Source organism: Acidimicrobiales bacterium (genome assembly GCA_035533595.1).
Classification (GTDB): Bacteria; Actinomycetota; Acidimicrobiia; order Acidimicrobiales; family Bog-793; genus DATLTN01.
Window position 1 is genome coordinate 87,301 of the sequence record DATLTN010000024.1, and the last position, 23,707, is coordinate 111,007.

At 75.1% G+C, this 23,707-nt stretch carries 25 protein-coding genes; 9 read left to right on the plus strand and 16 right to left on the minus strand.

What is annotated here, in order from left to right:
- Positions 1–47: 47 nt before the first annotated feature.
- Genes VNF07_04250 through VNF07_04280 form a run of 7 tightly spaced genes read right to left on the minus strand, consistent with a single transcriptional unit; the run spans position 48 to position 5,945 of the window.
- Positions 48–1,142, minus strand: coding sequence for an AIR synthase-related protein (locus VNF07_04250; GenBank protein ID HVB05444.1), 1,095 nt, complete (start codon positions 1,140–1,142; stop codon positions 48–50).
- Positions 1,139–1,582 carry a transcription antitermination factor NusB gene (gene nusB, locus VNF07_04255; GenBank protein ID HVB05445.1) on the minus strand — a complete coding sequence of 148 codons (444 nt, stop codon included), beginning with the start codon at positions 1,580–1,582 and terminating at the stop codon, positions 1,139–1,141. The genes VNF07_04250 and nusB overlap by 4 nt, the downstream gene beginning before the upstream one ends.
- Positions 1,560–2,120 (minus strand): elongation factor P, encoded by a 561-nt coding sequence (gene efp, locus VNF07_04260; protein HVB05446.1) that lies wholly within the window; start codon positions 2,118–2,120, stop codon positions 1,560–1,562. The genes nusB and efp overlap by 23 nt, the downstream gene beginning before the upstream one ends.
- The gene (locus VNF07_04265) at positions 2,121–3,233 is read right to left on the minus strand and encodes a Xaa-Pro peptidase family protein (GenBank protein ID HVB05447.1); all 1,113 of its coding nucleotides are present in this window, start codon (positions 3,231–3,233) and stop codon (positions 2,121–2,123) included.
- Between the two features lie 48 nt (positions 3,234–3,281).
- Entirely contained in the window at positions 3,282–3,734 is a 453-nt protein-coding gene (locus VNF07_04270) for a type II 3-dehydroquinate dehydratase (GenBank protein HVB05448.1), read from the minus strand.
- The gene (locus VNF07_04275; GenBank protein ID HVB05449.1) at positions 3,731–5,260 is read right to left on the minus strand and encodes a bifunctional shikimate kinase/3-dehydroquinate synthase; all 1,530 of its coding nucleotides are present in this window, start codon (positions 5,258–5,260) and stop codon (positions 3,731–3,733) included. Before VNF07_04275 ends, VNF07_04270 begins: the two co-directional genes overlap by 4 nt.
- Before the next feature lie 40 nt (positions 5,261–5,300).
- Positions 5,301–5,945, minus strand: coding sequence for a NifU family protein (locus VNF07_04280; GenBank protein HVB05450.1), 645 nt, complete (start codon positions 5,943–5,945; stop codon positions 5,301–5,303).
- A 74-nt stretch (positions 5,946–6,019) separates the two neighbouring features.
- On the opposite strand from VNF07_04280, the gene VNF07_04285 reads away from it, so the two are divergent.
- The 4 genes from VNF07_04285 (at position 6,020) to VNF07_04300 (ending at position 10,129) form a co-directional block, all read left to right on the plus strand.
- Positions 6,020–7,282 carry an ATP-grasp domain-containing protein gene (locus VNF07_04285; GenBank protein ID HVB05451.1) on the plus strand — a complete coding sequence of 421 codons (1,263 nt, stop codon included), beginning with the start codon at positions 6,020–6,022 and terminating at the stop codon, positions 7,280–7,282.
- Positions 7,279–8,718 carry a radical SAM protein gene (locus VNF07_04290; protein ID HVB05452.1) on the plus strand — a complete coding sequence of 480 codons (1,440 nt, stop codon included), beginning with the start codon at positions 7,279–7,281 and terminating at the stop codon, positions 8,716–8,718. Before VNF07_04285 ends, VNF07_04290 begins: the two co-directional genes overlap by 4 nt.
- On the plus strand, positions 8,718–9,275 hold the full coding sequence (locus VNF07_04295; GenBank protein ID HVB05453.1) for a shikimate kinase: 558 nt from the start codon (positions 8,718–8,720) through the stop codon (positions 9,273–9,275). The genes VNF07_04290 and VNF07_04295 overlap by 1 nt, the downstream gene beginning before the upstream one ends.
- A gap of 92 nt (positions 9,276–9,367) precedes the next feature.
- Positions 9,368–10,129, plus strand: a complete 762-nt coding sequence (locus VNF07_04300; GenBank protein ID HVB05454.1) for a hypothetical protein — start codon at positions 9,368–9,370, stop codon at positions 10,127–10,129.
- A gap of 7 nt (positions 10,130–10,136) precedes the next feature.
- Here VNF07_04300 and VNF07_04305 read toward each other — a convergent pair whose 3' ends face one another.
- The 5 genes from VNF07_04305 to tyrS all read right to left on the minus strand — a co-directional run bounded on the left by VNF07_04305 (position 10,137) and on the right by tyrS (position 13,937).
- Positions 10,137–10,325 (minus strand): hypothetical protein, encoded by a 189-nt coding sequence (locus tag VNF07_04305; protein HVB05455.1) that lies wholly within the window; start codon positions 10,323–10,325, stop codon positions 10,137–10,139.
- 134 nt (positions 10,326–10,459) lie between these two features.
- The gene (locus VNF07_04310; GenBank protein ID HVB05456.1) at positions 10,460–11,656 is read right to left on the minus strand and encodes an HRDC domain-containing protein; all 1,197 of its coding nucleotides are present in this window, start codon (positions 11,654–11,656) and stop codon (positions 10,460–10,462) included.
- A gap of 1 nt (position 11,657) precedes the next feature.
- Positions 11,658–12,203: a flavin reductase family protein gene (locus VNF07_04315; GenBank protein HVB05457.1), complete on the minus strand. Its 546-nt coding sequence runs from the start codon at positions 12,201–12,203 to the stop codon at positions 11,658–11,660.
- Positions 12,204–12,213: 10 nt separating this feature from the next.
- Positions 12,214–12,657 (minus strand): hypothetical protein, encoded by a 444-nt coding sequence (locus VNF07_04320; GenBank protein ID HVB05458.1) that lies wholly within the window; start codon positions 12,655–12,657, stop codon positions 12,214–12,216.
- The gene (gene tyrS, locus VNF07_04325; protein HVB05459.1) at positions 12,654–13,937 is read right to left on the minus strand and encodes a tyrosine--tRNA ligase; all 1,284 of its coding nucleotides are present in this window, start codon (positions 13,935–13,937) and stop codon (positions 12,654–12,656) included. Before tyrS ends, VNF07_04320 begins: the two co-directional genes overlap by 4 nt.
- 98 nt (positions 13,938–14,035) lie before the next feature.
- On the opposite strand from tyrS, the gene VNF07_04330 reads away from it, so the two are divergent.
- Positions 14,036–14,764 carry a DUF169 domain-containing protein gene (locus VNF07_04330; protein HVB05460.1) on the plus strand — a complete coding sequence of 243 codons (729 nt, stop codon included), beginning with the start codon at positions 14,036–14,038 and terminating at the stop codon, positions 14,762–14,764.
- 12 nt (positions 14,765–14,776) lie between these two features.
- Here VNF07_04330 and VNF07_04335 read toward each other — a convergent pair whose 3' ends face one another.
- Positions 14,777–15,460: a maleylpyruvate isomerase family mycothiol-dependent enzyme gene (locus tag VNF07_04335; GenBank protein HVB05461.1), complete on the minus strand. Its 684-nt coding sequence runs from the start codon at positions 15,458–15,460 to the stop codon at positions 14,777–14,779.
- Between the two features lie 115 nt (positions 15,461–15,575).
- On the minus strand, positions 15,576–17,327 hold the full coding sequence (menD, locus tag VNF07_04340) for a 2-succinyl-5-enolpyruvyl-6-hydroxy-3-cyclohexene-1-carboxylic-acid synthase (protein HVB05462.1): 1,752 nt from the start codon (positions 17,325–17,327) through the stop codon (positions 15,576–15,578).
- A 5-nt stretch (positions 17,328–17,332) separates the two neighbouring features.
- Here menD and VNF07_04345 point away from each other — a divergent pair, with 5 nt between their 5' ends.
- Positions 17,333–18,109 (plus strand): alpha/beta fold hydrolase, encoded by a 777-nt coding sequence (locus tag VNF07_04345; protein HVB05463.1) that lies wholly within the window; start codon positions 17,333–17,335, stop codon positions 18,107–18,109.
- 28 nt (positions 18,110–18,137) lie between these two features.
- Here the strand turns inward: VNF07_04345 and VNF07_04350 are convergent, their stop codons facing one another.
- Both VNF07_04350 and menB read right to left on the minus strand, forming a co-directional pair.
- The gene (locus tag VNF07_04350; GenBank protein HVB05464.1) at positions 18,138–19,004 is read right to left on the minus strand and encodes a 1,4-dihydroxy-2-naphthoate polyprenyltransferase; all 867 of its coding nucleotides are present in this window, start codon (positions 19,002–19,004) and stop codon (positions 18,138–18,140) included.
- Positions 19,004–19,855 (minus strand): 1,4-dihydroxy-2-naphthoyl-CoA synthase, encoded by an 852-nt coding sequence (gene menB / locus VNF07_04355; protein HVB05465.1) that lies wholly within the window; start codon positions 19,853–19,855, stop codon positions 19,004–19,006. Before menB ends, VNF07_04350 begins: the two co-directional genes overlap by 1 nt.
- 21 nt (positions 19,856–19,876) lie before the next feature.
- On the opposite strand from menB, the gene VNF07_04360 reads away from it, so the two are divergent.
- Genes VNF07_04360 through VNF07_04370 form a run of 3 tightly spaced genes read left to right on the plus strand, consistent with a single transcriptional unit; the run spans position 19,877 to position 23,702 of the window.
- Positions 19,877–21,016: a fatty acid--CoA ligase family protein gene (locus VNF07_04360; GenBank protein HVB05466.1), complete on the plus strand. Its 1,140-nt coding sequence runs from the start codon at positions 19,877–19,879 to the stop codon at positions 21,014–21,016.
- Entirely contained in the window at positions 21,013–23,007 is a 1,995-nt protein-coding gene (locus tag VNF07_04365) for a thioredoxin domain-containing protein (GenBank protein HVB05467.1), read from the plus strand. Before VNF07_04360 ends, VNF07_04365 begins: the two co-directional genes overlap by 4 nt.
- A gap of 47 nt (positions 23,008–23,054) precedes the next feature.
- Entirely contained in the window at positions 23,055–23,702 is a 648-nt protein-coding gene (locus VNF07_04370; GenBank protein ID HVB05468.1) for a hypothetical protein, read from the plus strand.
- The last annotated feature ends 5 nt before the right edge of the window (positions 23,703–23,707 follow it).

Genomic DNA, 23,707 nt, shown 5'->3' on the forward strand with positions numbered 1-23,707 from the left:
ATGGTAACGGAGCAGCCGTCGGCGCGCGTCCTCCCGGGGAGGCGCCGCTACCGCAGCTCGAGCTCGTCCGCGGCGTAGGTGACGCCGAGCGGCGCGAGCAGCACCGAGCGGCGGCCCTCCTCGACCTCACCGGCGACGAGGGCCCGCAGGCCGAGGGCGGTCGCCTGAGCACAGGTCGCCGCGCCTTCGCCGGCGGCGACGAACAGCGCGTAGCCCGCGCCCATGTTGAGGGTGCCGTAGGCCTCGCGGTCGTCGAGGCCGGCGGCGCCGGCGAGGAAGGTGAGCACTTCGGGCACCTCGGGCAGCTCGTCGACGCGGTAGCGGAGCTCGCGGTCGGCGCGCATCAGCTTGCGCAGGCCGTGGCCGGTGATGTTGCTCGCGTAGTGAAGGCGCCCCTCGCTGCGCAGCAGCGCCTCGACGAGCGGTGCATAGATGACGCTCTCGTCGAGGACGGCCTCGCCGAAAAGGCGCCCCGAGGGGAGGGGCGCGAGCAGGCCGCCGTCGAGCCGCTCCGCGACGCTGCGCACCAGCGACGCCCCGTTCTGGTGGAGCCCCGAGGAAGCGACGAGGACGATCTCGTCCCCGACCTCGAGGCGCGGCGCGGCGAGCGGCTCGGCGCCGGGGGGGACGATGCCGATCGCGGCGGCGGCGAGGTCGATCGCCTGCGGGCTGACGATCCCGGAGAGGGTCGGCGACTCGCCCCCACCCCAGCTCGCCCCGGCCGCGGCGCAGCCGCGCGCGAAGCCCTCGACGAGCGAGCGGTGTCGGCTGCCGCCGTAGAAATCGGCGGCGCCGGTCGCGAAGTAGGCGTTCACGACGACCGGCAGCGCGCCGACGCAGCAGCAGTCGTTGACCGCCGCGGCCACGGTGTCGAAGCCGATCGCCGAGTAGTGGTCGGCGCCGGTCGCCTCCTCCAGCGCCGCGGCGATGAGCGACTTCGTCCCGAGGCACTCGAGGACGAAGCCGAGGCGCAGCGAGCCGACCTCGACGAGCGCCGCGGGCTCCCCGAAGAAGCCCGCGTCGAGGCGGGCGCCGCGCGCCGCGCCGAGCTCGGCCGTCGCGCGCGCCGCGGTGAGCGCGAAGCGCTTGGCCGCGTCGAGGGTCTCGTAGTCGACCCCCGAGGCGGCGTAGGCCTCGCTCACGAGGCGGCCTTGGTGGGGCGGACCTCGCTGGCGACGGCCGACAGCACCCCGTTCACGAAGCGGCTCGACTCCTCGGTCGAGTACTGCTTGGCGAGCTCCACGGCCTCGTCGATGACGACCGCCACGGGCACCTCCGCCTGGTCGAGGAGCTCGTAGATCGAGAGGCGCAGCAGCTGGCGGTCGACGGCGGGGAGGCGGTCGAGGCCCCAGTCGCGCGCGAAGCGCGAGATGAGCCCGTCGATCTCGGGGAGGCGACCGGAGACCCCGCTAACGAGCGCCGCGGCGAAGTGCTCGGGGGCGACGGGGAGCTCCTTCAGGAGCTCGGCAGGGGTGATGGCCTTCGCCTCCGCCTCGTAGAGCAGCCCGAGGGCCCGCTCGCGAGAGCGCCGCCGCGCGCCGACAGCCGCAGGGGGAGGATCAGGCGCGGGTGAGGTACTCACCGGACCGGGTGTCCACCTTGATCCGGTCACCGGGGTTGACGAAGAGCGGGACCTGCACGACGAGGCCGGTCTCGGTGGTCGCCGGCTTGCGGGCGCCCGAGACGCGGTCGCCCTGGATGCCCGGCTCGGTCTCGGTGATCGCGAGCTCGACCGCGGCGGGCATGTCGACGTCGACGATCTCGTCGTTGTAGAGCTCGAGCACCGCGCTGTCGCCCTCCTTCAGGTAGGAGGCGGCGCTGCCGAGCGAGCTCCCCGAGACGTTCATCTGCTCGTAGGAGACGTTGTCCATGAAGACGTAGGCGTCGACGTCCTTGTAGAGGTACTGCATCTCGCGCTTGTCGATCATCGCCTGCTCGACCTTCTCGTCGGCGCGGAAGGTGCGCTCGACGACGGCCTTGGTGCGCACGTTGCGGAGCTTGGTGCGGACGAACGCGCCGCCCTTGCCGGGCTTCACGTGCTGGAACTCGACGACCTGGAAGAGCCCGTCGGAGAGGTCGAGCGCCATGCCGTTCTTCAGGTCATTCGTGGAGAGCGCCATTTACAGGAGATGGTCCTTGGTCGACTTGGTGAGCACGCGGGCGCCGTCATCGGTGATGACGAGACTGTCCTCGATCCTGACGCCGCCCTTGCCCGCGAGGTACGCGCCGGGCTCGACGGTGACCACCGAGCCGGCGGCGAGGATATCAGCAGCCCCCTGCGCCACCGCCGGGGCCTCGTGGATCTCGAGGCCCACCCCGTGGCCGGTCGAGTGCAGGAAGGCGGCCCCGTAGCCGGCCTCGGTGAGCGAGCTGCGGCAGGCCTCGTCGATGGCCGCGCTCGGCACCCCGGGACCCAGCGCGCGCACGCCGGCGCGCTGGGAGGTGAGGACGGCGTCGAGGAGGTCGACGAGCTCGCTGTCGGGCCTGCCGACGACGAAGGTGCGCGTCATGTCGGAGCGGTAGCCGTCGAAGGTGGCGCCGAAGTCGACGACCACGAGCTCCCGCTCGACGACCCTGCGGTCCGAGGGGCGGTGGTGCGGCATCGCCGAGTTCGGGCCGGCGGCGACGATCGTCTCGAAGGCCGGCCCCTGCGCGCCGCGGCGGCGCATCTCGAACTCGAGCTCGGCGGCGAACTCGGACTCGGTCGGCTCCTCGGCGAGGCGCTCCTTCACGTGCGCGAGCGCGGCGTCGGCGATGTCGCAGGCCGCCTCGATGCGCGCCAGCTCGCCCTCGTCCTTCACCAGCCGGAGCTGCTCGACGAGGCCGCTCGTCGGCACGAGCTCGGCGCTCAGGCGCTCGGCGAGGCGCCGCTGCTGCGCCCAGGAGAGCGAGGCGGCCTCGAGGCCGAGGCGCGGCGCGTCGGCGGCGAAGCGCTCGAGCGCGTCGAGCTGCACCTCGGGGCGGCCGATCGTGATCTCGGCCTCGACGCCCGCCGCGGCGAGCTGCTCGGCCGACTGCTCCTGGTAGCGGCCGTCGGTGGTGAGCAGTGCGCCCTTCGCGGTGACGAGGAGCATCGCCGACGAGCCGCTGAAGCCGGTGAGGTAGCGGACGTTCTCGAGCTTGGTGACGAGCAGGGCGTCACAGCCCGAGCCGGCGAGGAGGGGGCGCAGCCTCCCGAGGCGGCTGGCGACCGCGGCGTCGGGCATCTCGGCGAGGTTCAGCGCGGGGGTCACCCTCCGAATCTACGGCCTCGCGTCGCGACGATGACCGTCGCGCGCCGCTCAGCGCGCCGCGAGCAGGGCGGCCGCGGCCTCGACGGCGAGGAGGTAGCCGAGGCCCCCGAAGCCGGCGATCGAGCCGTCGACCACCGGCGCCAGCACCGAATGGCGGCGCCAGGGCTCGCGGGCGTCGGGGTTGGAGAGGTGGAGCTCGACGACGGGCCCCTCGAAGGCGGCGAGGGCGTCGTGCAGCGACCAGCCGTAGTGGGTGAGCGCGCCGGCGTTGATGACGATCGCCGCCACCCGGCCGCGCGCGCCGTGCACCGCGTCGACGAGTGCCCCCTCTGACTCGGCCTGCAGGTGCTCGAAGGTGAGCCCCGCCGCGAGGGCGGTGGCCTCGGCGCTCGCCGCGTGCTCGGCGAGGGTGGTCTTGCCGTAGATGTGCGGCTGGCGCTCGCCGAGGAGCGCCAGGTTGGGCCCCGAGAGGAGGAGCAGGATCCCGCTGGTGCCGCTCACGCCGAGGCCTCGGCCAGGGTCGCGGCGACGGCCTCCGCGGGGACGTCGCGGACGACCTCCACCCCCTTGTCCCCGTCGAGGACGAAGGTGAGTCCGGCCGTTGCCTTTTTGTCCCGTCCCATGAGGACGAGCAGCTCGTCGTGGTCGACGCCGTGCGGCAGCTCGTCGGAGAGGCCGTAGGCGTGCACCACCTCGAGGTGGCGGTCGACGCGGCGGTCGTCGATGCGGCCGAGGCGACGCGCGAGGCGCGCCGCGAAGACGAGGCCGATCGCGACCGCCTCGCCGTGGCGGAGGTCGATGCCGTCCCGGCCCGGGCCGTCGGCGAAGCCCGCCGCCTCGAGGGCGTGCGCAAGCGTGTGGCCGTAGTTGAGGAGCATGCGGCGGTCGCCCTCGCGCTCGTCGGCCGCGACGACCTCGGCCTTCAGCTCGACACAGGCCCGCACCTGCTCGGCGAGGGGCAGCTCGTCGAGGTCGTCGACGCCGAGGAAGGCGTACTTCGCCATCTCCCCCGAGCCCGAGCGCCGCTCCCGCTCGGGGAGGGTGTCGAGGGTGGCCGTGTCGCAGAGGACCGCGTGCGGCTGCCAGAAGGCGCCGACGAGGTTCTTCCCCTCGGGGAGGTTGACGCCCGTCTTGCCGCCGATCGCCGCGTCCACCTGGCCGAGAAGGGTGGTCGAGAGGTGCACCACCGCGACGCCGCGGTGGTAGCAGGAGGCGGCGAAGCCGGCGACGTCGGTGACCACGCCGCCGCCGACGCCGACGACCACGTCGCTGCGGGTGAGGCCGAAGCGCGAGAAGCCGCGGCACAGCTCCTCGACCGTCGAAAGGGACTTCGCCCCCTCCCCGTCGCCGATCTCGAAGCGCGCCGACTCGATGCCCGGCTCGGCGGCGACGGGGATCCCGCCCTGGGTGACGATCGCCGCCCGCCGCGCGCCGGCGGGGAGGTGGCGGGCGAGCCGGCGGCGGACGCCGGGTCCGATGACGACCTCGTAGGCGCGCTCCCCTAGGGGCACCTGCACGCTGCGGGCGAGTCCGTCGATGATCGCGCTGACGATCGCCGCGGGGCTCGCATGGTCGACGTCGACGGTGAGCGTGGCGATCGCCGCGTAGGCCGCACGGCGCGCGCCGTCGAGTGCGGGGAGGACCTCGGACGCCGGGCCCGGGAGCGGCCGGGGCGGGTCCTTCTCGACGCGCCCCACCAGCACCGCGACCTCGGCGCGCAGGTAGACGACCTCTCCGGCCGACACGAGGCGCGCCGCGCTCGCGGGGTCCTCGATCACGCTCGCGGCCACCGCGATCACCGCCGGCGGCCCGGCGAGCTGGTCGCTCAAGACCTCGCGTTCGGCGCGGTGCAGCGCCGCGAGGCCCTCGTCGCGCAGGCGCTCGGGCGCGCTGCGCCCCGCGGCGGTGAGCGCCTCGTCGCTGTCGAGGAAGGGGCGGCCGATCGCCTCGGCGAGGGCGCGCCCGACCGTCGTCTTGCCGCTCCCCATCGTCCCGACGAGGAGGAGGTGCTCGCCGCGGGCGCTCACCGGGGCGCCCCGGCGCGGGCCGGGCTCATCTTCGACCGGGCTACTTCTTGGCGCTGGCGAAGTAGGGGTTCTCGCCCGACTCGTGCTGGGTGACGTCGACGATCTCGACGATCTCGGGGACGGCCTCTTTGATCGCCACCGAGATCCCCTGGGTGAGGGTGACCTCCGCCATCCCGCAGCCCTGGCAGCCGCCGGAGAGGCGGAGGTAGGCGACGCCGTCGTCGACGGCGACGAGGTCGGCGCGGCCGCCGTGCGAGGCGATCTGCGGGTTGATCTCCTGCTCGAGCACCTCGAGCACGGCCAGCTCGAGCGGGCTCGAGAGGTCGCTCGTCGGCACCTCGAGGTGCTCGTGGTCGTGGTGCTGCGCCTCGGGCGGCGTGTTCGGGTTGAGCATCGCCAGCCCGCCGTCGTTCACGTCGAGGGTCGCGCCGCGCACCTGCGCAATGCTCGCCGCGGCGACCACCACCGTGAGGTCGTCGTGGGGGTGGACGGCGTCGCGCGGGCCAGCGTCGGTGGCCTTCTCGAACCACATGTCGTAGGTGTACGCGCCGTCTGCGGCACCGCTCACCTCGAGGAAGAGCGCGAGGTGCTCCGGCTCGGGCTCGCCGGCGCGCGCCTCGGAGATAAGGGCGCGGGCGGCATCGGTGACCTGCAGCACCGGCTCGATGACGTCGTCGGCAGCCATGCGCCCATGCTACGGCCTGGCGCGAAGGACCCCCCACCGGGCGGAGCAGTGGCACGGAACCGGCATGATGTGGCGTGGCCCGCGTCCTGCTCATCCTGCCGACGAGCACCTACCGGGCGCCCGAGTTCCTCGCCGCCGCGGCCCGCCTCGGGGTGGAGGTCGTCACCGCCAGCGAGGAGGCACAGGCGCTCGCCGCGATCATGGGTGACCACTTCCTCCGTCTGCCCGTCGACGACCCGCTCGCCGCCGCGGGGGTGATCGAGGACTTCGGTCGACGCGTCCCGCTCGACGCGGTGCTCGCCGTCGACGACCGCGGCGCGCTCGCCGGGGCGCTCGGCGCGGCGCGCCTCGGCCTTCGCCACAACCCCCTCGACGCGGTGCGCGCCACCACCGACAAGTCCCTCCTGCGCGCCAAGCTCGCCGCCGCCGGCGTCAACCAGCCCGCGTCGCTGCCGCTGCCGGGGGGAGCCGCACGCCCCGAGGCGCTCCGCCGCGCCGGACACGAGCTCGGCTATCCGATGGTCCTGAAGCCCCTCTCGCTGGCGGCGAGCCGCGGCGTGATCCGTGCGGACGACGCCGGCGAGGCACAGGCGGCGGTCGCCCGCATCGAGCGGATCCTCGAGGAGTGCGGCCTTTCCGGCGAGGCGCTGCTCGCCGAGGCCTACGTCCCGGGCCGCGAGGTGGCACTCGAGGGCCTGCTCGCCGGGGGTGCCCTCGAGACGCTCTGCCTCTTCGACAAGCCGGACCCCCTCGAGGGGCCCTTCTTCGAGGAGACCATCTACGTGACGCCCTCGCGCCTCGCCGCCGACGAGCAGGCGCGCGTCTCTGTTCTCGTGGCCGCCGGTTGCCGGGCGCTCGGCCTCACCGAGGGGCCCGTGCACGCCGAGGTCCGCCTCCCCGAGGTCGGGGGCGCCCTCTCCCCCACGCTCATCGAGGTCGCGGCGCGCACCATCGGCGGCCGCTGCGCGAAGGCGCTGCGCTTCGCGACCGGCGAGCGCCTCGAGGAGCTCGTGCTCGCGAACGCCCTCGGCGGGGGATGCCCCGCCGACCTCGCCGGGGCGGCGGGGGTGATGATGCTCCCGATCGCCTCCTCGGGGCGCCTCGTCGAGGTGCACGGCCGGCGCGACGCGCTCCTCGTCGAGGGGATCGTCGGCCTCGAGATCGCGATCCCCCGCGGCGGGCGCGTCGTCGCCCTCCCCGAAGGAGACCGCTACCTCGGCTTCCTCTTCGCCGCCGGTGCCGACCCCGCGCACGTCGAGGCGTCGCTGCGCGCCGCGCACGCCCTCCTCGACGTCGAGATCGCCGCCGAGGAGGCCTTCGCGGCTCCGCGGCGATGACCACCGCCCTCGTCGTCTCGACCTACGAGCTCGGCGCCCGCCCTCTCGGGATCACCACCGTCGCCGGCGCGCTGCGCGCCGCCGGCCACACCGTGCTCACCTGCGACCTCTCCGTCGAGGAGTGGCCCGAGGAGGCGCTCGCCCGGGCCGACTGCCTCTGCTGCTCGGTGCCGATGCACACCGCGCTCCGCCTCGGCGCGGAGGCGGCGCGCCGCGCCCGCGCCGAGCGCCCGGCGCTGCCCGTCTACTTCTTCGGCCTCTACGCGAAGGTCGCCGAGGCGGCCGGCCTCCTCGAGCCAGGTGACGCGGCGGTCGAGGCCGACGAGGCGGCCGCGCTCGTCGGGCTGTGCGACGCGCTCGCCGGCGCGACCGTGCGCGCGCCGGCACCGCCCGCCCCGGCCGACCACCGCGGCCTCCCGCCACTCGCGCGCTACGCCCGCTTCGTGACCGGCGACGAGGAGCGCCTCGTCGCAACGGTGGCGTCGACGACGGGCTGCAACCACCACTGCCGTCACTGCCCCGTGCCCCTCGTCCACCGCGGCCGCTCGCAGCCGCTCGCGCTCGCGCCGCTCGTCGAGGAGGTCGGCCTGCTCGTCGACGAGGGCGCCCGCCACGTCCACTTCGCCGACCCCGACTTCCTCAACCGCCCCCGCCACGCGGCCCGCGTGGTCGGCGCGATCCACGCCGAGCACCCCGCGCTGACCTTCGACGCGACGGTGAAGGTCTCGCACATCCTGCGCTTCGGGGGACTGCTCGGCGAGCTGGCGGCGGCGGGGCTCGTCACCGTCACCTCCGCCTTCGAGTCGACGAGCGACCGCGTCCTCGAGCGCCTCGACAAGGGCCACTGCGCCGCCGACCTGCACCGCTGTGTGGAGCTCCTCCGGCAAGTCGGCATCGAGCCGCGGCCCTCGCTCTTGCCCTTCACGCCCTGGACGGAGCGGCGTGACCTCACCGAGCTGCTCGACTTCGTGGCGAGCCACGACCTCGTCGACAACGTCGATCCGGTGCAGTACTCGATCCGCCTGCTCCTTCCGCCGGGCTCGCTTTTGCTCGGCCGCGACGACGCGACCCTCGATGCCGCGCTCGAGGGGGCGGCGCCGGGGGCGATCGGGATCGCCTGGCACGCGGCGGACCCCCTCCTCGACGAGCTCGCCGGGGCGATCGCGGCGCGCGTCGAGCTCGCCGCCACCGCAGGCGAGGCACAGGCCGCGACCTACGGCGCCGTCCGCGCCCTCGTCTACGGCGCCCTCTCCGAGGAGGACCCCGGCCTCCCGCCGCTCGAGGTCCCCGCCGGCCCCCCCGTCGAGCGCCGCGGCCGCCTCGACGAGTCCTGGTTCTGCTGCGCCGAGCCGACGCTCGAGCAGCTCTCCCGGCTGCACGCCGCCGAGCCGATCTTCCTCGGCCTCGGGATCCCGACCGGCCACCCCGCGGGGTGATGGGCGCCCTCCGCGGGGACCTGCCGGTCGCGCTCTGCGGCTTCATGGGCGTCGGCAAGACCTCGATCGGCCGGCGGGTCGCCGCCGCGCTCGGGCGCGCCTTCGTCGACTCCGACGCGCTGATCGTCGCCGAGATCGGGATGAGCATCGCCGACTTCTTCGCAGCCGAGGGCGAGGCGCGCTTCCGCCAGATCGAGGCGGAGACGATCGCGAGCGCGCTCGGTCGGCGGCCTCCGGTCGTGCTCGCCCTCGGCGGTGGGGCGCTCGGCGACGAGGGGACGCGGGCGCTCCTCCTCGAGGAGGCCCTCCTCGTCCACCTCGACCAGCCCTTCTCCGAGCTGCGGTCGGCGCTGCCGGCGCTGCGCCGTGGCCGTCCGCTCCTCGCCGAGGCGACCGAGGAGGAGGTGCGGGCGCTGTTCGAGGCCCGCCGCAGCCTCTACGCGGTGGCACCGGTGCAGGTGACGCTCCGGCGGCGGGGGGTGGTGGTGGCGGCCGAGCAGGTCCTCGCCGCGATCGGCGCCACGAGGCCCACCCCGACGGACCCTGCGCCCCGCTGACCCGCCGGACACTGCCCGCCGGCCGCGAGTCCCCCCCCGTTCACCTGCCCCTGCCTCCCCGCGCCGCTCGCCGCTCCCGGTAGCCTCTCGGCGTGGCGTCCACCCCGCGTCCGTCCGGGGACCCCGACGCGCACGAGTGGGTCTCCTTCGAGGATCCCGACGAGGAGCGCACCTGGCTCCTCGACGTCACCTTCCTCGCCTCCAACTGGCGCTGCCTGTACGGCTGCGGCTGCCAGGGGGTGCTCTCCGAGCGGGCTCCCGAGCGCGCCGAGGGCTGCTGCAGCTACGGCGCGCACTTCTCGGGGCCGGAGGACATCGCCCGCGTCGAGGCAGCCGCCGCCGAGCTCGACGAGACGGAGTGGCAGTTCGCGGCGCGCGGCCGCGCCCAGGGAGTCGTCGCCCGGCGCGGCGCGCACGGCACGACGCGCCTCGTCGACGGCTCCTGCATCTTCTTGAACCGCCCCGGCTTCCCGGCCGGCCCCGGCTGTGCCCTCCACCAGGCGGCGCTCAAGCGGCGCCGCTCACCAATGCGGCTGAAGCCCGACGTCTGCTGGCAGCTGCCGCTGCGCCGCGAGGACCTCGAGACGACCGGCGGCCACATCACCTCGGTGGTCGCCGGCTGGGACCGCCGCCACTGGGGCGAGGCGGGACAGGACTTCGCGTGGTGGTGCACCGACGCACCCGAGGCCTTCAGCGGCGCGCGCCCGGTCTACCTCGAGATGCGCGAGGAACTCACCGAGCTCGTCGGCGCCGCCGTCTACCGGCGCCTCGTCGCGCACCTCGCGTCGCGGCCGAAGGGCGCGGCGCTCGCGCACCCGACGGTGCGCCGCGCGACGCGCGCCCGCGAGCGCTGAAGGGCCCTCAGCCCTCCTCCTCGCTCGCCGCGCCGAGGCCCGTAAGCTCGTCCTCCTCCGGCGCCTCGTACATGCACCAGCTCGCGTGGTCGTCCTCGGGATCGGCGCCGCACTCCGGGCACGGTTCGACGACGACCTCGACGGCCCGCTTCATGCTGCGCGCCTCCTCGAAGCGCCGGTGGCGTCCCTTTTTCATCGCTCCCCGAACTCCCGAAGAAATGAAGCCGCAACCGAGGCCTGCTCACTGGATCTCGAGCCACCGCCCCAGCCTGCGGAGTGGCAGACAGCCTAACGCCGCTTCCCGAGCGGGGAACAGGCGGGCTCCGCCCGCTAGCCCGTCGCCGGCTCCTTCGCCACGGGGCGCCGCGTGCGCTCCTCGAGGACGAGCGAGGTCCCCTCGAAGGCGACCGCCAGCTCGCCGGCGACGAGGCGGCGAAGCGGCTCGCCGACGAGCTCGTGGCGCCAGGAGTCGAGCAGCCGCCCCGACGGCGGGCTCTTCAGGTAGGCGACGACGTCGGCGCGGGTCGCGAGGATCGCGGGGTCGATCTCGAGCTGGCGGGCGCGCTCTTGCACCCACGCCGCGGCGAGGGCGGCAGCGGGGCGGGCGGCCGTCTCGCCCTCCGAGAGCGGGGGCAGGTGGAGGCGGTCGGGGGAGAGTGCCGCGCCCGCCTCGACCGCCCGCAGCAAGGCTTCGGCGGCACCGCCCCCGAGGTGGCGGGAGTCGATGGTGCGCACCTGCTCGAGGTCGCGGCGGCCCTTCGGGGGTCGCTGCGCGATCGAGACGAGGGCGAGGTCCGGCAGCACCGAGCGCACCGGGACGTCGAGCTCCTGGGCGCGGCGCTCGCGCCAGGCCGCCACCTCCTGGGCGACGCCCCGCGACTTGCCGCGCAGCTGGCGGGCCTGGCGGAGCTTCCACCAGACCTCCTCGGGGACGACCTCGCCGCGGCCGCGCGAGAGCGCGAGCTCGCACTCGGCCTCCGCCCAGGCGCGCCGCCCGCGTCGCTCGAGCTGGCCGCTCAGCACCTCGTACAGCTCGAGCAGGTAGGCGACGTCGTTCGCCGCGTAGCGCAGCTGCTCGGCGGCCAGGGGGCGGCGCGTCCAGTCGGTGAGCTGGTCGCCCTTCTCGAGGTGCACCGAGAGGAGGCGCTCGGTGAGGCTGCCCAGCGAGGGCGCCGACATGCCGACGAAGCCGGCGGTCAGCTGGGTGTCGAACATCTTCCCCGGCAGCGTCCCGCAGGCGCGCCGCAGCACCTCGAGGTCCTGGTCACAGGCGTGCACCACGGCGAGGCCGGGACCGTCGAGGACCTTCGCGAAGTCGGCGACGTCGATCGCCAGCGGGTCGACGAGCGCGATCCGCCCGGGCCAGCAGACCTGCAGCAGGGCGAGCCGGGGGTAGTAGGTGCGCTCGCGGTGGAACTCGGTGTCGAAGCCGTAGAGCTCCTCGGAGGCGAGCTCCTCGACGAGCTCGGCGAAGGCGGCGTCGGTGTTCACCAGGCGGGCGACCTCGGGGTCGATGCGGGCGCCCATCTCAGCCGCCGTAGCTCATCCGGGTGTCCTCCATCCGCAGCGGCTCGACGAGCGCCTTCTCGTCGGAGACGAGGGCGTCGACGACCTCACCGACGAACAGGAGGTGCGAGCCGAGGTCGTGCTCGGCGGTGACGCGGCAGTCGAGGAAGGCACCGGCGAGGGCGGGCACGGGGAGGCCGGTCACCGGCGCGTCGGTGTACGGGGTGCCGGCGAGGGTGCGTGCCGCAGGGTCGTGGGCGGCGGGCTTCACGAAGTGGCGGACCGCGTCGCGCTCGCCACGGGCGAGGACGGCGAGGCCGAAGGCGCCGCCGCCGCGGATGAGCGCCGCGGTCGCCGCCTCCCGTTCGACCGCGACGCCGAGGAGTTTCGGGTCGGTGGCGAGCTGGCTGACGAGGCTCACCGCCATCAGGTTGCGCTCCTCGCCGGCCCGGCTCGAGAGCAGGTAGAGGCCGCTCGGCAGGCTCCACAACAGGCGCCGTCGCTGCTGGTCGTAGGCAACCGGGTCGGCGCCCTCGGGGAAGGGTCCGACCAGCTCGGCGTGGGGCACGAGCGGGACGCTAATGGACTCCGAAGCCCGCGAGCCGTCGTTCGGCCTGGTGGTAGGTGGCGGTCGCGCTCGCGAGCTCACGCTGGTAGCGCCGGAAGGTCGCCGAGGAGAAGGCGCTCGAGGCGTAGCAGTCGCGTGCCGCCCGGTCGAAGCCGCCGAGCGCGGTGTTGAGCTCGTCGGTGAGGCGTTTGTCGGGGGTCGGGAGCGTGTCGTAGAGGACTGCCGCGTCGGCGGCGAAGGCCTCGCAGGCGGTGCGCAGCGGGAGCAGCCGGCGGAGGCGGAGGCCGTTCGCGAGATCGCCCAGGTCCGAGACGAGCTGCTGGTCGTTCGCGTCCCAGGGGGCGCTGGTCGCCCACTCGCGGACGCGCTGGGTGGCATCGCCCGAGTAGTTGGAGCAGCCGGCGAGGAGGAGCGCGCCGACGAGGAGGAGCAGGACGGGGCGGCCACGCCTCACGTGAAGCGGACGAGGTGGAGCTCGCGCCGGCCGCGGCGGAGCACCAGGTAGCGGCCGGCGATCAGGTCCTCCGCCGCCACCTGCTGCTCGGGCTCGCGGACGCGGCGGTTGTTGAGGTAGGCGCCTCCCTGGGCGACGGTGGTGCGCGCCTGTGCCTTGGAGGCGACGAGGCCGCTTTGCACGAGGGCGTCGACCACCGGCCAACCGGCGTCGAGGATGCTGCGCGCCACCTCGGAGGAGGGAGCGTCGGCGAGCGCCATGAGGAGCGTCTCCTCGTCGAGGGCGGCGAGGTCCTCGGAGTAGAGGGCCTCCGAGGCGGCGACGGCGCGGTGCAGCTCGGCGGGGCCGTGCACGAGGAGGACGACCTCCTCGGCGAGGCGCCGCTGGGCGGCGCGCGCGCCCGGCCTTTCCCGGCTCTCCACGTCGAGGGCGAGGATCTCCTCGTGCTCCAAGAAGGTGAAGTAGCGGAGGTGGGTGCCGACCATCTCGTCCTCGGTGCGGAGGAAGAACTGGTAGAGCGCGTAGGGGCTCGTGCGGCGGGGGGAGAGGAAGACCGCCCCCGACTCCGACTTCCCGAACTTGGTACCGTCGGCCTTCAGGACGAGCGGGCAGGTGAGGGCGTAGGCCTTGGCGTTGCGGCTGCGCCGGATGAGGTCGATGCCCATCGTGATGTTCCCCCACTGGTCGCTCGCCCCCATCTGCAGGCGGCAGTCGTGCTCGTCGAAGAGACGGAGGAAGTCCGTCGCCTGCAGCAGCATGTAGCTGAACTCGGTGAACGAGATGCTCTCCTCGGGGTTCTCGAGGCGGTTGCGCACCATCTCCTTGGCGACCATCTGATTGACGGTGAAGTGCTTGCCGACGTCGCGCAGGAACTCGACGAGCGGGTAGTCATAGAGCCAGTCCGCGTTGTCCTCGAGCACGGCACGCGTCGGCCCGGCGGCCTCGGAGAAGTCGAGGAAACGCTCGAGCTCGGTGCGGATGCCGACGAGGTTGGCCTCGATCTCCTCACGGGTGCGGAGCTGACGCTCCTCGGACTTGCCCCCGGGATCGCCGATCATCCCCGTCGCCCCGCCGGCGAGCACGATCGGCCGGTTGCCGGCGAGCTGCAGGCGGCGGAGGTTGCAGAGCTGCAGGAGGTTGCCGATGTGCAGGCTGTCCGCCGTAGGGTCGAAGCCGATGTAGGCGGTGACCCCGCCCTTGTCGAGAAGCGGGAGCAGCTCGGGGTCGCTCACCTGCTGGACGAGGCCCCGGAAGGCGAGGTCTTCGGAGAGGCGCGGCACCTTTTCAGCGTGCCACAACGCGCCGCGGCCCTCGGGCGGTGGCAAATGGACGGCGCGCGGCGGCTGTGCCAGCCTCGCGGCGGACAAGGAGGAGCCTGATGGAGACGACGAACTGGCAGGAGCTCTCGCTCCGACTGACCTCGGCGCTGCACCTCGCGACGTCACCGGTCGCGATCACGCTCTCCGCGGCCGCGCCCGCGGGCGTGGCCCCCTTCGGCGCTCCGATGAGCGAGGCGGCGCCCGACGGCCGCCGCGGGCGGGTGCCCGCCGGCTGCGTCTTCTGGGTGCACGGCGCGACCGAGACCTTCACGACCGCCCCCGAGGACCACGGGAACTGCTCCGTCGGACGGGTGACGCACGGCCTCGCCACCCTGGCCGAGGTCGCCGGCAACGACGACGTCGCCGCGCTGCTCGCGTCGGGTTGGGTGAGCGAGGAGGCCGTCGGTGGCATCCCGACGGTGAGCGAGCGGCCCGGCGCGGTCACCTACGGCCCGCTCGCCGAGACCCCCGAGAGCGTCGACCCGAGCGTCGTCCTCCTGCGGGTGAACGGCCGGCAGATGATGGTGCTCTCCGACGCCCTCCCGTGGCTGTCGATCGAGGGCAAGCCGCAGTGCCACATCGTCGCCCTCGCCGCCGAGCGCGGCCACCCCGCGGCGAGCGTCGGCTGCGCGCTGAGCCGGGCGCGCACGGGGATGACCCCCGACGAGATGACCGTCGCCCTCCCCGCCGGCCAGCTCGCCGAGAGCGTGCGCGCCATCGAGGCGACCGCCGAGGTGGACACGGTCGTCGCCCGCTACGCCGCGCAGGACGCCCGCCGCTTCGCGTAGCGGCGCGCCGCCTCACCAGCGGATGTGGACGGCCTCCTCGAAGTGCTCGACCACCGCGGCGTCGCCGGTGAGGACGAGCCCCTCGCGCCCGCCCCGCGCCCAGCCCCACCGGTAGAGGTCGGCGGCCGCGCCGGCGAGCGCGGCGTCGCCGGGGGCGTCGGCGATCACCTCCTCGCCGACGGCGCCGGCCCCTTCGGTCGTCGTCCCCGTCGCGCCGATCGCGAGCGAGAAGGCGTGGCCTGTGTCGGTGGTGCGCACCACGAGGTGCTCCCCCGCCGCTGAGGAGAGGCGACGGCCGAGCCGCGGCACGAAGCCGCCGAGCAGCTCGTCGAGGCCGTCGGCGCTGAAGAGCGGGGCGAGCGCGCCGCCGCTCCCGGCGGCGAGCTCGGCGTCGAGCGCGTGCACCGCCGTCTCGTGCGCCTGGCGCCGCGCCCAAAAGGCGCTCGCGCTCGGCGCGGGGAGGAAGGCGAAGCAGCGGAGGTCCTCCGGCGCCTCCTCGAGCGCGACGAGCAGGGCGGCGAGACCCTCGTCGAACCAGTCGAGGAGCGCCGCGTCGGGCGGCCAGCCGCCGTGGAAGGACTCGAGGTCCTCGCTCTCGGGCAGGTGCTCGGTGATCGCCTCGGCGACGTGGCGGTCGCCCAGCGGTGCACCCCCGAGGTGTGCCGGAGGAGCGCACGCACGTCCCAGCCCGGACAGCTCGGCACCGGCGCGTCGAGGCCTGCGCTCCCCGCCGCCGCCGACAGCCGCCGGCCCGCGCCGCGCAGCGCCGCACGGAGCTCCCCCTCGCCGAGGGGGAGCTGCTGCGGTCGGCTCAACCGAGGCGCTCGTCGAGGGCGGCGGCGATCGCCGCCGCCAGCCGCCCGTGCAGCGCGACGTTCGCCGGACGCCCGGTGCGCAGCCGGATCACGCTGAGGCGCTTCGCGGAGAGGGCCTCGTCGAGGCGGCCGAGCAGCGCCTGCTCGTCGGCGGCCTCGAGGACCGCGAGGCCGAAGGCGGCGGCGATCTCGCCGATGTCCGCCGCCTGGGGGGTGCCGAAGAGCCGCTCGTAGCGGGCCTGCTCGACGGTGCCGGGGTAGTCGAGGAAGTCGAAGATGCCGCCCCCGCCGTTGTCGACGACGACGAGCACCGCGGGGGGGCGCTCCTCGAGGCCCCCCCAGACGAGCGCCGAGACGTCATGCAGGAAGGCGAGGTCGCCGGTGAGGCCGACGACCGGCCCCTCGCCGGCGGCGGTCGCGGCGGCCGCCGCCCCGAGCACGGTCGAGACGACGCCGTCGATGCCGTTCGCGCCGCGGTTCGCGAGCACGCGGGGAGCACCGGATCGGGCGGCGGCGAACCACTCGACGTCGCGCACCGGCATCGAGGAGGAGCAGACGAGGGTCGCGCCCGCGGGCAGGCCGGCGAACAGGGCGCGGGCGATGCCCGGCTCCGTCGGCCCCGGCTCGGCGCCGAGCGTGCTCGCGATCACCTCCTCGACGATCGCGTCGGCCATCTCCCAGCGCTCGCGCCATCCCCAGCCGAGGTCGCCCCCGGGGCCGAGGTGCATCGCCGCCGCGCCGAGGAGCGAGGTCGGATCCGAGCGCAGCACCGCGCCGGCGCGCCGCTCGGGGTCCTCGAAGCTGCCGAAGGGGTCGAGGAGGAGCTCGGGGACCCCCTCCTCGCCGAGGGCCGCGCACCAGCCGCCGAGGGCCTTGGAGGCGTGCGGCGCGCCGACGCGCACGACGACCTCGGGGCGGAGCGCCCGGCGCGCCACCGTCGAGCGCACGATGCCGTCGGCGTGGCTGATGAGGCCGGGGCGGGGCTCACGGGCGAGCGCCCGCGGCTCGGCGAGCACCGGCCAGCCGAGCGCGTCGGCGAAGGCGAGGAGCTCCTCGGGCGCGGCGCCGGCGGCGCCGCCGCCGGCGAGCAGCACACCCGAGCGTCCCTGCACCGCCTCGAGCAGTGTCTCGAGGGCGGCGGCGCTCACTCCGGGACCTGCGGCGACGCGGTGCCAGGGGGCACCCCCCGCCGCGCCCGCCGGCAGGTCGTCGGGCTCGCCCGCGAGCGGCTCGCGAAAGGGGAGGTTGGCGTGCACCGGGCCGGGGCCGGCGACCGAGGCGCTCGCCTCGGCGACGAGGCGGGCGCCGAGCGAGCGCCAGCTCGTGCGGGAGGACTCGTCGGGTGGCGCCGCGGCGAGGGCGAAGCGCACCGCGGCGCCGTAGAGGCCGACCTGCTCGAGGGTCTGCGGCGCGCCGATCTGGTGGAGCTCGGGGGGGCGGTCGGCGGTGAGGACGATGAGCGGGACGCGGGCAAGGTCCGCCTCGAGGACCGCCGCGTGCACCTCCGCCGAGGCGGTCCCGCTCGTGGTGAGCATCACCGCGGGGCGGCCGCTGTAGAGGGCGGTGCCGATCGCGAAGAACGCCGCCGAGCGCTCGTCGAGACGGACGTGCAGCGTGAGGTCGTCGCGCGCCGCGAGCGCGAGCGCGAGCGGCCCCGAGCGGGAGCCCGGCGACACGACGGCGTGGCGCACGCCCCCGCGGACCAGCTCGTCGACGAGCGTCGCCGCGAAGGTCGCCTGTAGCGTCACCGGCGATGCCCCCCGAACACCTGCACCACGAGCGCCGCGGCAGCGGGCCACGCCTCGTGCTCGTGCACGGCTTCACCCAGACGGGGGCCTCGATGCGCAAGCTCGCCTCGCGCCTCGACGACGCCTTCGAGGTAGTGACGGTCGACCTCCCCTTCCATGGGGCCGCCCCCCTCCCCGTCTCCTCGCTCGAGGAGGCCGCCGAGCTGCTCGGCGCGACGACGGGACGCGCCGCCTATCTCGGCTACTCGCTCGGCGGCCGCCTCTGCCTCACCCTCGCCCTCGCACACCCCGAGCTCGTCGAGGCGCTCGTCGTCGTCGGTGCGACCGCCGGCCTGAAGAGCGAGGAGGAGCGGCGCGAGCGGCGTGCCGCCGACGAGGTGCTGGCGCGGCGCCTCGAAGGTGACGGCGGGATCGGCGAAAGCGAGCGCCTCGAGGTCTTCCTCGCCGACTGGCTGGCCGGCCCCCTCTTCGCCCACCTCGACGCAGAGCAGGCCGACCTCGCGGCGCGCCGCGCGAACAGCGCCGCGGGGCTCGCCTCGGCGCTGCGCTTCCTCGGGACGGGGAGCCAGCAGCCAAGCCATGACCGCCTCGGCGAGCTCACGATGCCGGTGCTGCTCCTCGCCGGGGCGCGCGACGAGAAGTTCTCCGCGATCGCGGACGAGATGCGCGCCGCGATCGGCGACAACGCGACGCGGCGGCTGATCGAGGACGCCGGCCACGCCGCGCCCTTCGAGCGCCCCGACGAGGTCGCCGCCGAGGTGCGCCGCTTCCTCGCCCCCTGAGCCGGCGAGGGGCGCGTTCACCGCAGCCTCACAGCGCGATCCCGATCGCGAGCAGCGCCGAGAAGAGGAGCTCGAGACGCCCGGTCTCGCCGAGCGCGGGGATGAGCGCCCTCCCCGTCGCGCCGGAGCGGACGGCGCGGGTCGGCGCCACCGCGGTGAGGACCGCGGCGAGCGCGATCAGCGATGCCGGGCGGCGGGGGGCGATCGTCGCGAGCAGGGCGAACGAGCAGGCGATGAGCGCCAGGTAGAGGGCACGCGTCGCCGGCGCCCCGATGCGCACCGCGAGGGTGCGCTTCCCGACGTCGGCGTCGGTCGGGATGTCGCGCAGGTTGTTGACGACGAGGATCGCGACCGTGAGCAGCCCGACGGGCAGCGAGGCGAGGAAGGCGAGCGCGTAGAGGTGGCCGCTCGCCGCGTAGGTGCTCCCCACCACGCCCACGAGGCCGAAGAAGACGAAGACGAAGAGCTCGCCGAGGCCTGCGTAGCCGTAGGGGTGGGAGCCCCCGGTGTAGAACCAGCCCGCGGCGATGCAGGCCGCGCCGACGAGGACGAGCCACGGCGAACGCGAGAGTGCGACGGCGAGGCCGCAGAGCGCCCCGAAGCCGAAAGTCGCGAAGGCGGCGCGCTTCACCGCGGCGGGCGTCGCCCGGCCGGAGGCGACGAGGCGGGCCGGGCCGGAGCGCACCGCGTCGGTGCCGCGCACGCCGTCGGAGTAGTCGTTCGCGTAGTTGGTGCCGACCTGCACCGACAGCGAGACGAGGAGCGTGAGCAGGGCGCGCCACCAGCTCACCGGGCCGGCGGCGGCCGCCACCCCGACGCCGACGGCGACCGGGGAGATCGAGGCGGGGAGAGTGCGCGGACGCGCCGCGGCGACCCACTCCGCCGCCGAGGCCATCAGGGGCGGCGCGGGAAGCGGGAGAAGTCGGGGCGGCGCTTCTCGAGGTAGGCGTCGCGCCCCTCGCGCGCTTCCTCGGTCATGTAGAAGAGCATCGTCGCGTCCCCGGCGAGCTGCTGGACGCCGGCGAGGCCGTCGTCGGCGGCGTTGAAGCCCGCCTTCAGCATGCGCAGCGCGATCGGCGAGAGCGCGAGCATCTCGCGGCACCAGCGCACGGTCTCGACCTCGAGCTCGGCGAGGGGGACGACGACGTTCACGAGGCCCATCTCGTAGGCCCGCTGGGCGTCGTACTGACGGCAGAGGAACCAGATCTCCTTGGCCCGCTTGGCGCCGATCGTCTTCGCGAGCAGCCCGGCTCCGAAGCCGGCGTCGAAGCTGCCGACGCGCGGGCCGGTCTGGCCGAAGCGGGCGTTGTCGGCGGCGATGGTGAGGTCACAGACGAGGTGCAGCACGTGGCCGCCACCGATCGCGTAGCCGGCGACCATCGCCACCACGGGCTTGGGGAGGCGGCGGATCTGGATCTGCAGGTCCAAGACGTTGAGTCGCCCGATCCCGGCCGAGCCGACGTCGTCGTCGCCCAGGTAGCCGTCCTCGCCCCGGATGCGCTGGTCACCGCCGGAGCAGAAGGCGTCCGGCCCCTCACCGGTGAGGACCACCACCCCGACCTTCGGGTCGTCGCGCGCCCGGTCGAAGGCCGCCGCCAGCTCGAACAGTGTCTGCGGGCGGAAGGCGTTGCGCACCTCGGGGCGGCAGATGGTGATCTTCGCGATCCCCTCACCGAACTCGTAGGAGATGTCGTTGTAGTCGCCGGCCGCCTTCCAGGAGATCGGCTCGAACTCTTCGCTCGCCATGGCGGCCGTTACGCTACCCCCGTGCGTCGGCTCGTCGCCCTCGACCTGCCGGCGGGTGCGGCCTTTGTGGACGCGCTGCGCGGCGCCCACGACGAGGGTGACGCCGTCTTCCCGATCGACCGGCGGTTGGCCGCGCCGGCGCGCGCCCGCCTGCTGCGCGCGATGGCCCCTGCGGCGCTCGTCGACGAGGAGGGGAGCCACCCCCTCGAGGGCGGCCTCCCGGTCGAGGAGGGCGACGCGCTCGTCGTCGCGACCTCGGGGACGACCGGTGAGCCGAAGGGGGTCGTCCTCACCCACGACGCGGTGCAGGCCTCGGCGCGGGCGACCTCGGCACGCCTTCGTGTCGACCCCGCGCACGACCGCTGGCTCGCCTGCCTGCCGCTCGCGCACGTCGGCGGCCTCTCGGTGATCACGCGCGCGCTCGCCACGGGCACCGCGCTCGAGGTGCACGACGGCTTCTCGCCCGAGCGGGTGCTCGACGCCTGCCGGCGCGGCGCGACCCTCGTCTCCCTCGTCCCGACGGCTCTCGGCCGTCTCGGCCGGGCGGCCGAGGGCTTCCGCTCGGTCGTCCTCGGCGGCTCCGCGCCGCCGGCGGCGCTGCCGCCGAACGCGCACGTCACCTACGGCCTCACCGAGACCGGCAGCGGCCTCGTCTACGACGGCCTTCCCCTCGACGGGGTCGAGGTCGCGATCGGCGCCGAGGGGGAGATCGCGCTCCGCGGCCCGATGCTGCTGCGCGCCTACCGCGACGGCGCGGACCCCCGCGACCACGACGGCTGGCTGCACACCCGCGACGCCGGAGGCCTCACCGCCGACGGCCGCCTCGAGGTGTACGGCCGCCTCGACGAGTGCGTGAACTCGGGCGGCGAGAAGATCTGGCCGCAGGCCGTCGAGGCGGTGCTCGCCCGTCACCCCGCCCTGCGGGAGGTCGCGGTGGCGGGCCTCCCCGACGCCGAGTGGGGGGAGCGCCTCGTCGCGCTCGCGGTCCTCTCCCCCGGCGCCAGCGTGCGCCTCGGCGAACTCCGCGACCTCGTGCGCGAGGAGCTCGGGCCGACGCAGGCCCCGAAGGAGCTCTTCCTCGTCGAGGCCCTGCCACGCACGGCGATCGGCAAGATCGCCCGCGGCGAGCTCGCCAAGCTCGCCGCCGCGGCGGCGCGGTGAACCGCCTCGCGAAGGAGACGAGCCCCTACCTCCGCCAGCACGCCGACAACCCCGTCGACTGGTACCCCTGGGGCGAGGAGGCCCTGGAGCTCGCCGCCGCGACCGACCGCCCGCTGTTCGTCTCGATCGGCTACTCGGCCTGTCACTGGTGTCACGTGATGGCGCACGAGTCCTTCGAGGACGAACGGGTGGCGCAGTTGCTGAACGCCCACTTCGTCCCGGTGAAGATCGACCGGGAGGAGCGCCCCGACCTCGACGCGATCTACATGGAGGCGGTGCAGGCGCAGAACGGCAACGGCGGCTGGCCGATGAGCGTCTTCTGCACCCCCGACGGCCGACCCTTCTACGCCGGCACCTACTTCCCGAGCCGCCCGCACCCCAACCTCCCCGCCTTCACCCAGGTCCTCGGCGCGATCCACGAGGCGTGGGGAGCGCGCCGGGGCGAGCTCCTGGAGCACGCCGAGGCGCTCACCGCCTCGATCACCGAGCGCCTCGAGCCACCCCGCAGCGGCGACCAGCGGCCGGCCGCGGCGGTGCTCGTCGAGGCTGCCGTGGCGCGCTTTTCCGACCTCCACGACCCGGAGTGGGGCGGCATCGGGCGCGCCCCCAAGTTCCCGCAGGCGCCGACGCTCGAGCTGCTGCTGCGCGTCTCGCGGCGTCCCGGAGCCTCGGCCGCGCGGGCGGCGGCGATGCTCGAGCGCAGCCTCGCGGCGATGGCGGAGGGTGGCCTCTACGACCACCTCGGCGGGGGCTTCCACCGCTACTCGGTCGACCGGGAGTGGCTCGTCCCGCACTTCGAGAAGATGCTCTACGACCAGGCCGCCCTCGCCCGCCTCTACCTGCACGCCCACCTCGCGACCGGGGAGGAGCGGTGGCGCCAGGTCGCCACCGAAACCCTCGACTACGTCCTCGGCGGGCTCGCCGGCGCCGACGGGGGCTTCTCCTCCGCCGAGGACGCCGACTCCGAGGGCGAGGAGGGGCGCTTCTACCTGTGGAGCGCGGGCGAGCTCGACCAGCTCTTGGGTGCGGCCGCTCCCGAGGTGCGCCGCCACTACGGCGCCGACGGGGCAGCCAACTTCGAGGGGCGCTACATCCTCCACCGTCCCCGCGGCAGCGGCATCGCCCGCGACGAGGCCATCGAAGCGGGGCGCCGGGCCCTCCTCGCGGCGCGCGCCGAGCGGGTGCGCCCCTCCCTCGACGACAAGGCCCTCACGGAGTGGAACGCGATGACCCTCGCCGCCCTCGCCGAGGCGGGAGCGGCGCTCGGCCGCAGCGACTACCTGCGGGCCGCCGAGGCCACGGCCGACTTCCTCCTCGCCCGCCTCCGCCGTGACGACGGGCGGTGGCTGCGCAGCTACACCGCCGGCCGGGCCGCGCACCTCGCCGTCGCCGCCGACTACGCGTGGCTCGTCGAGGCCTTCGTCCGCCTCGCCGAGGCCACCGGCGCCGCCCGCTGGCTCGCGGAGGCGGGGCGCGTCGCCGACGACCTCATCGAACTCTTCGGCGCCCCCGACGGCGGGCTCTTCCAAAGCGGTGCGGACGCCCCGGCGCTCATCGTCCGCCCCCGCGACAGCTACGACGGCGTCACCCCCGCGGCGACCTCGGTGGCCGCGCTCGCGCTGCTGCGCCTCGGCACCCTCACCGGCGAGGAGCGCTACCTCGCGCGCGCCGCCGAGATCGTCGACAGCGCCGGTGCCGCGATGACGAGCGCCCCGATGGCCTTCCCCCACCTCCTCGGCGCCCTGCTCGGCCTCGAGGAGGGCCTCGTCGAGATCGTCGCGCCCGGCCGCGAGGACCTCGCCGCCCTCTGCCAGTCCCGCTACCTGCCGGGAGCGGTCCTCGCCTGGGGGGAGCGGACCGCCTCGCCGCTGTTCGCCGACCGCCCCGATGGCCTCGCCTACGTCTGCGTCGACCACGCCTGCCTCGCCCCCGTCGGCGACGGCGCGGCGCTCCTCTCCGAGCTCGAGCGGATCGGGGCGCTCGCCCCGTGACGCGGGCGCGGCGCTCGACCCGCCTCCCGCGGAGGCTGGCGGCCGGCATGCGACGCGTCGCGCACGCCGGCGGCGAGCTCGACCTGCTGCTGCTCGCCCGCGGGCCGCGCGAGTGGGTGGGGGTGGACCTCGCCTCCGGCGCCTACATCCGCTTCGCCCACCCCGGCGCGGAGGCCCCCGCGGGCGTGCGCCCCGGCCGCAGCGCGCTGCGGCTCTCCCTCGGCGCGCCCGAGCCGCCCGACCCGGCGCGCCCCGAGGCGGTCACCTCCGACGGCGAGTTCGTGGTGCTGCCCCCGCCGCGGCGCCGCCCGACGCGACGCCTCCTCGACGCCCTCACCCAGACCGAGCGCCGCGGCGCGACCCTCCTCGGCAGCCACGGCCCCTCGATCGCCTACGTCGACCTCGACCCCGACGAGAGCTCCCTCGTCCTCGTGCGCGCCGGCAAGGCCCTCGAGGTGCTCGCCGACGAGCAGGGAGAGGCGCTCGCCTCGGTGACCTTCGGCGGCACGACCCAGCAGCTCCCGGTACTCGACCCGCCGCTGCGGCGGGCGGCGGCGACCGCCTGGCCGCGACCGCTGTCGGGCGCGGCCCTGGCGACCGCGCTCGGCCACCGACCCGGCTACCTGCTGATCGGCCTCGACGCCGTCGAGGGGGGCCACGTGAAGAAGGTCGTGCTCGCCGTCCTCGAGCGCTGAAGCGC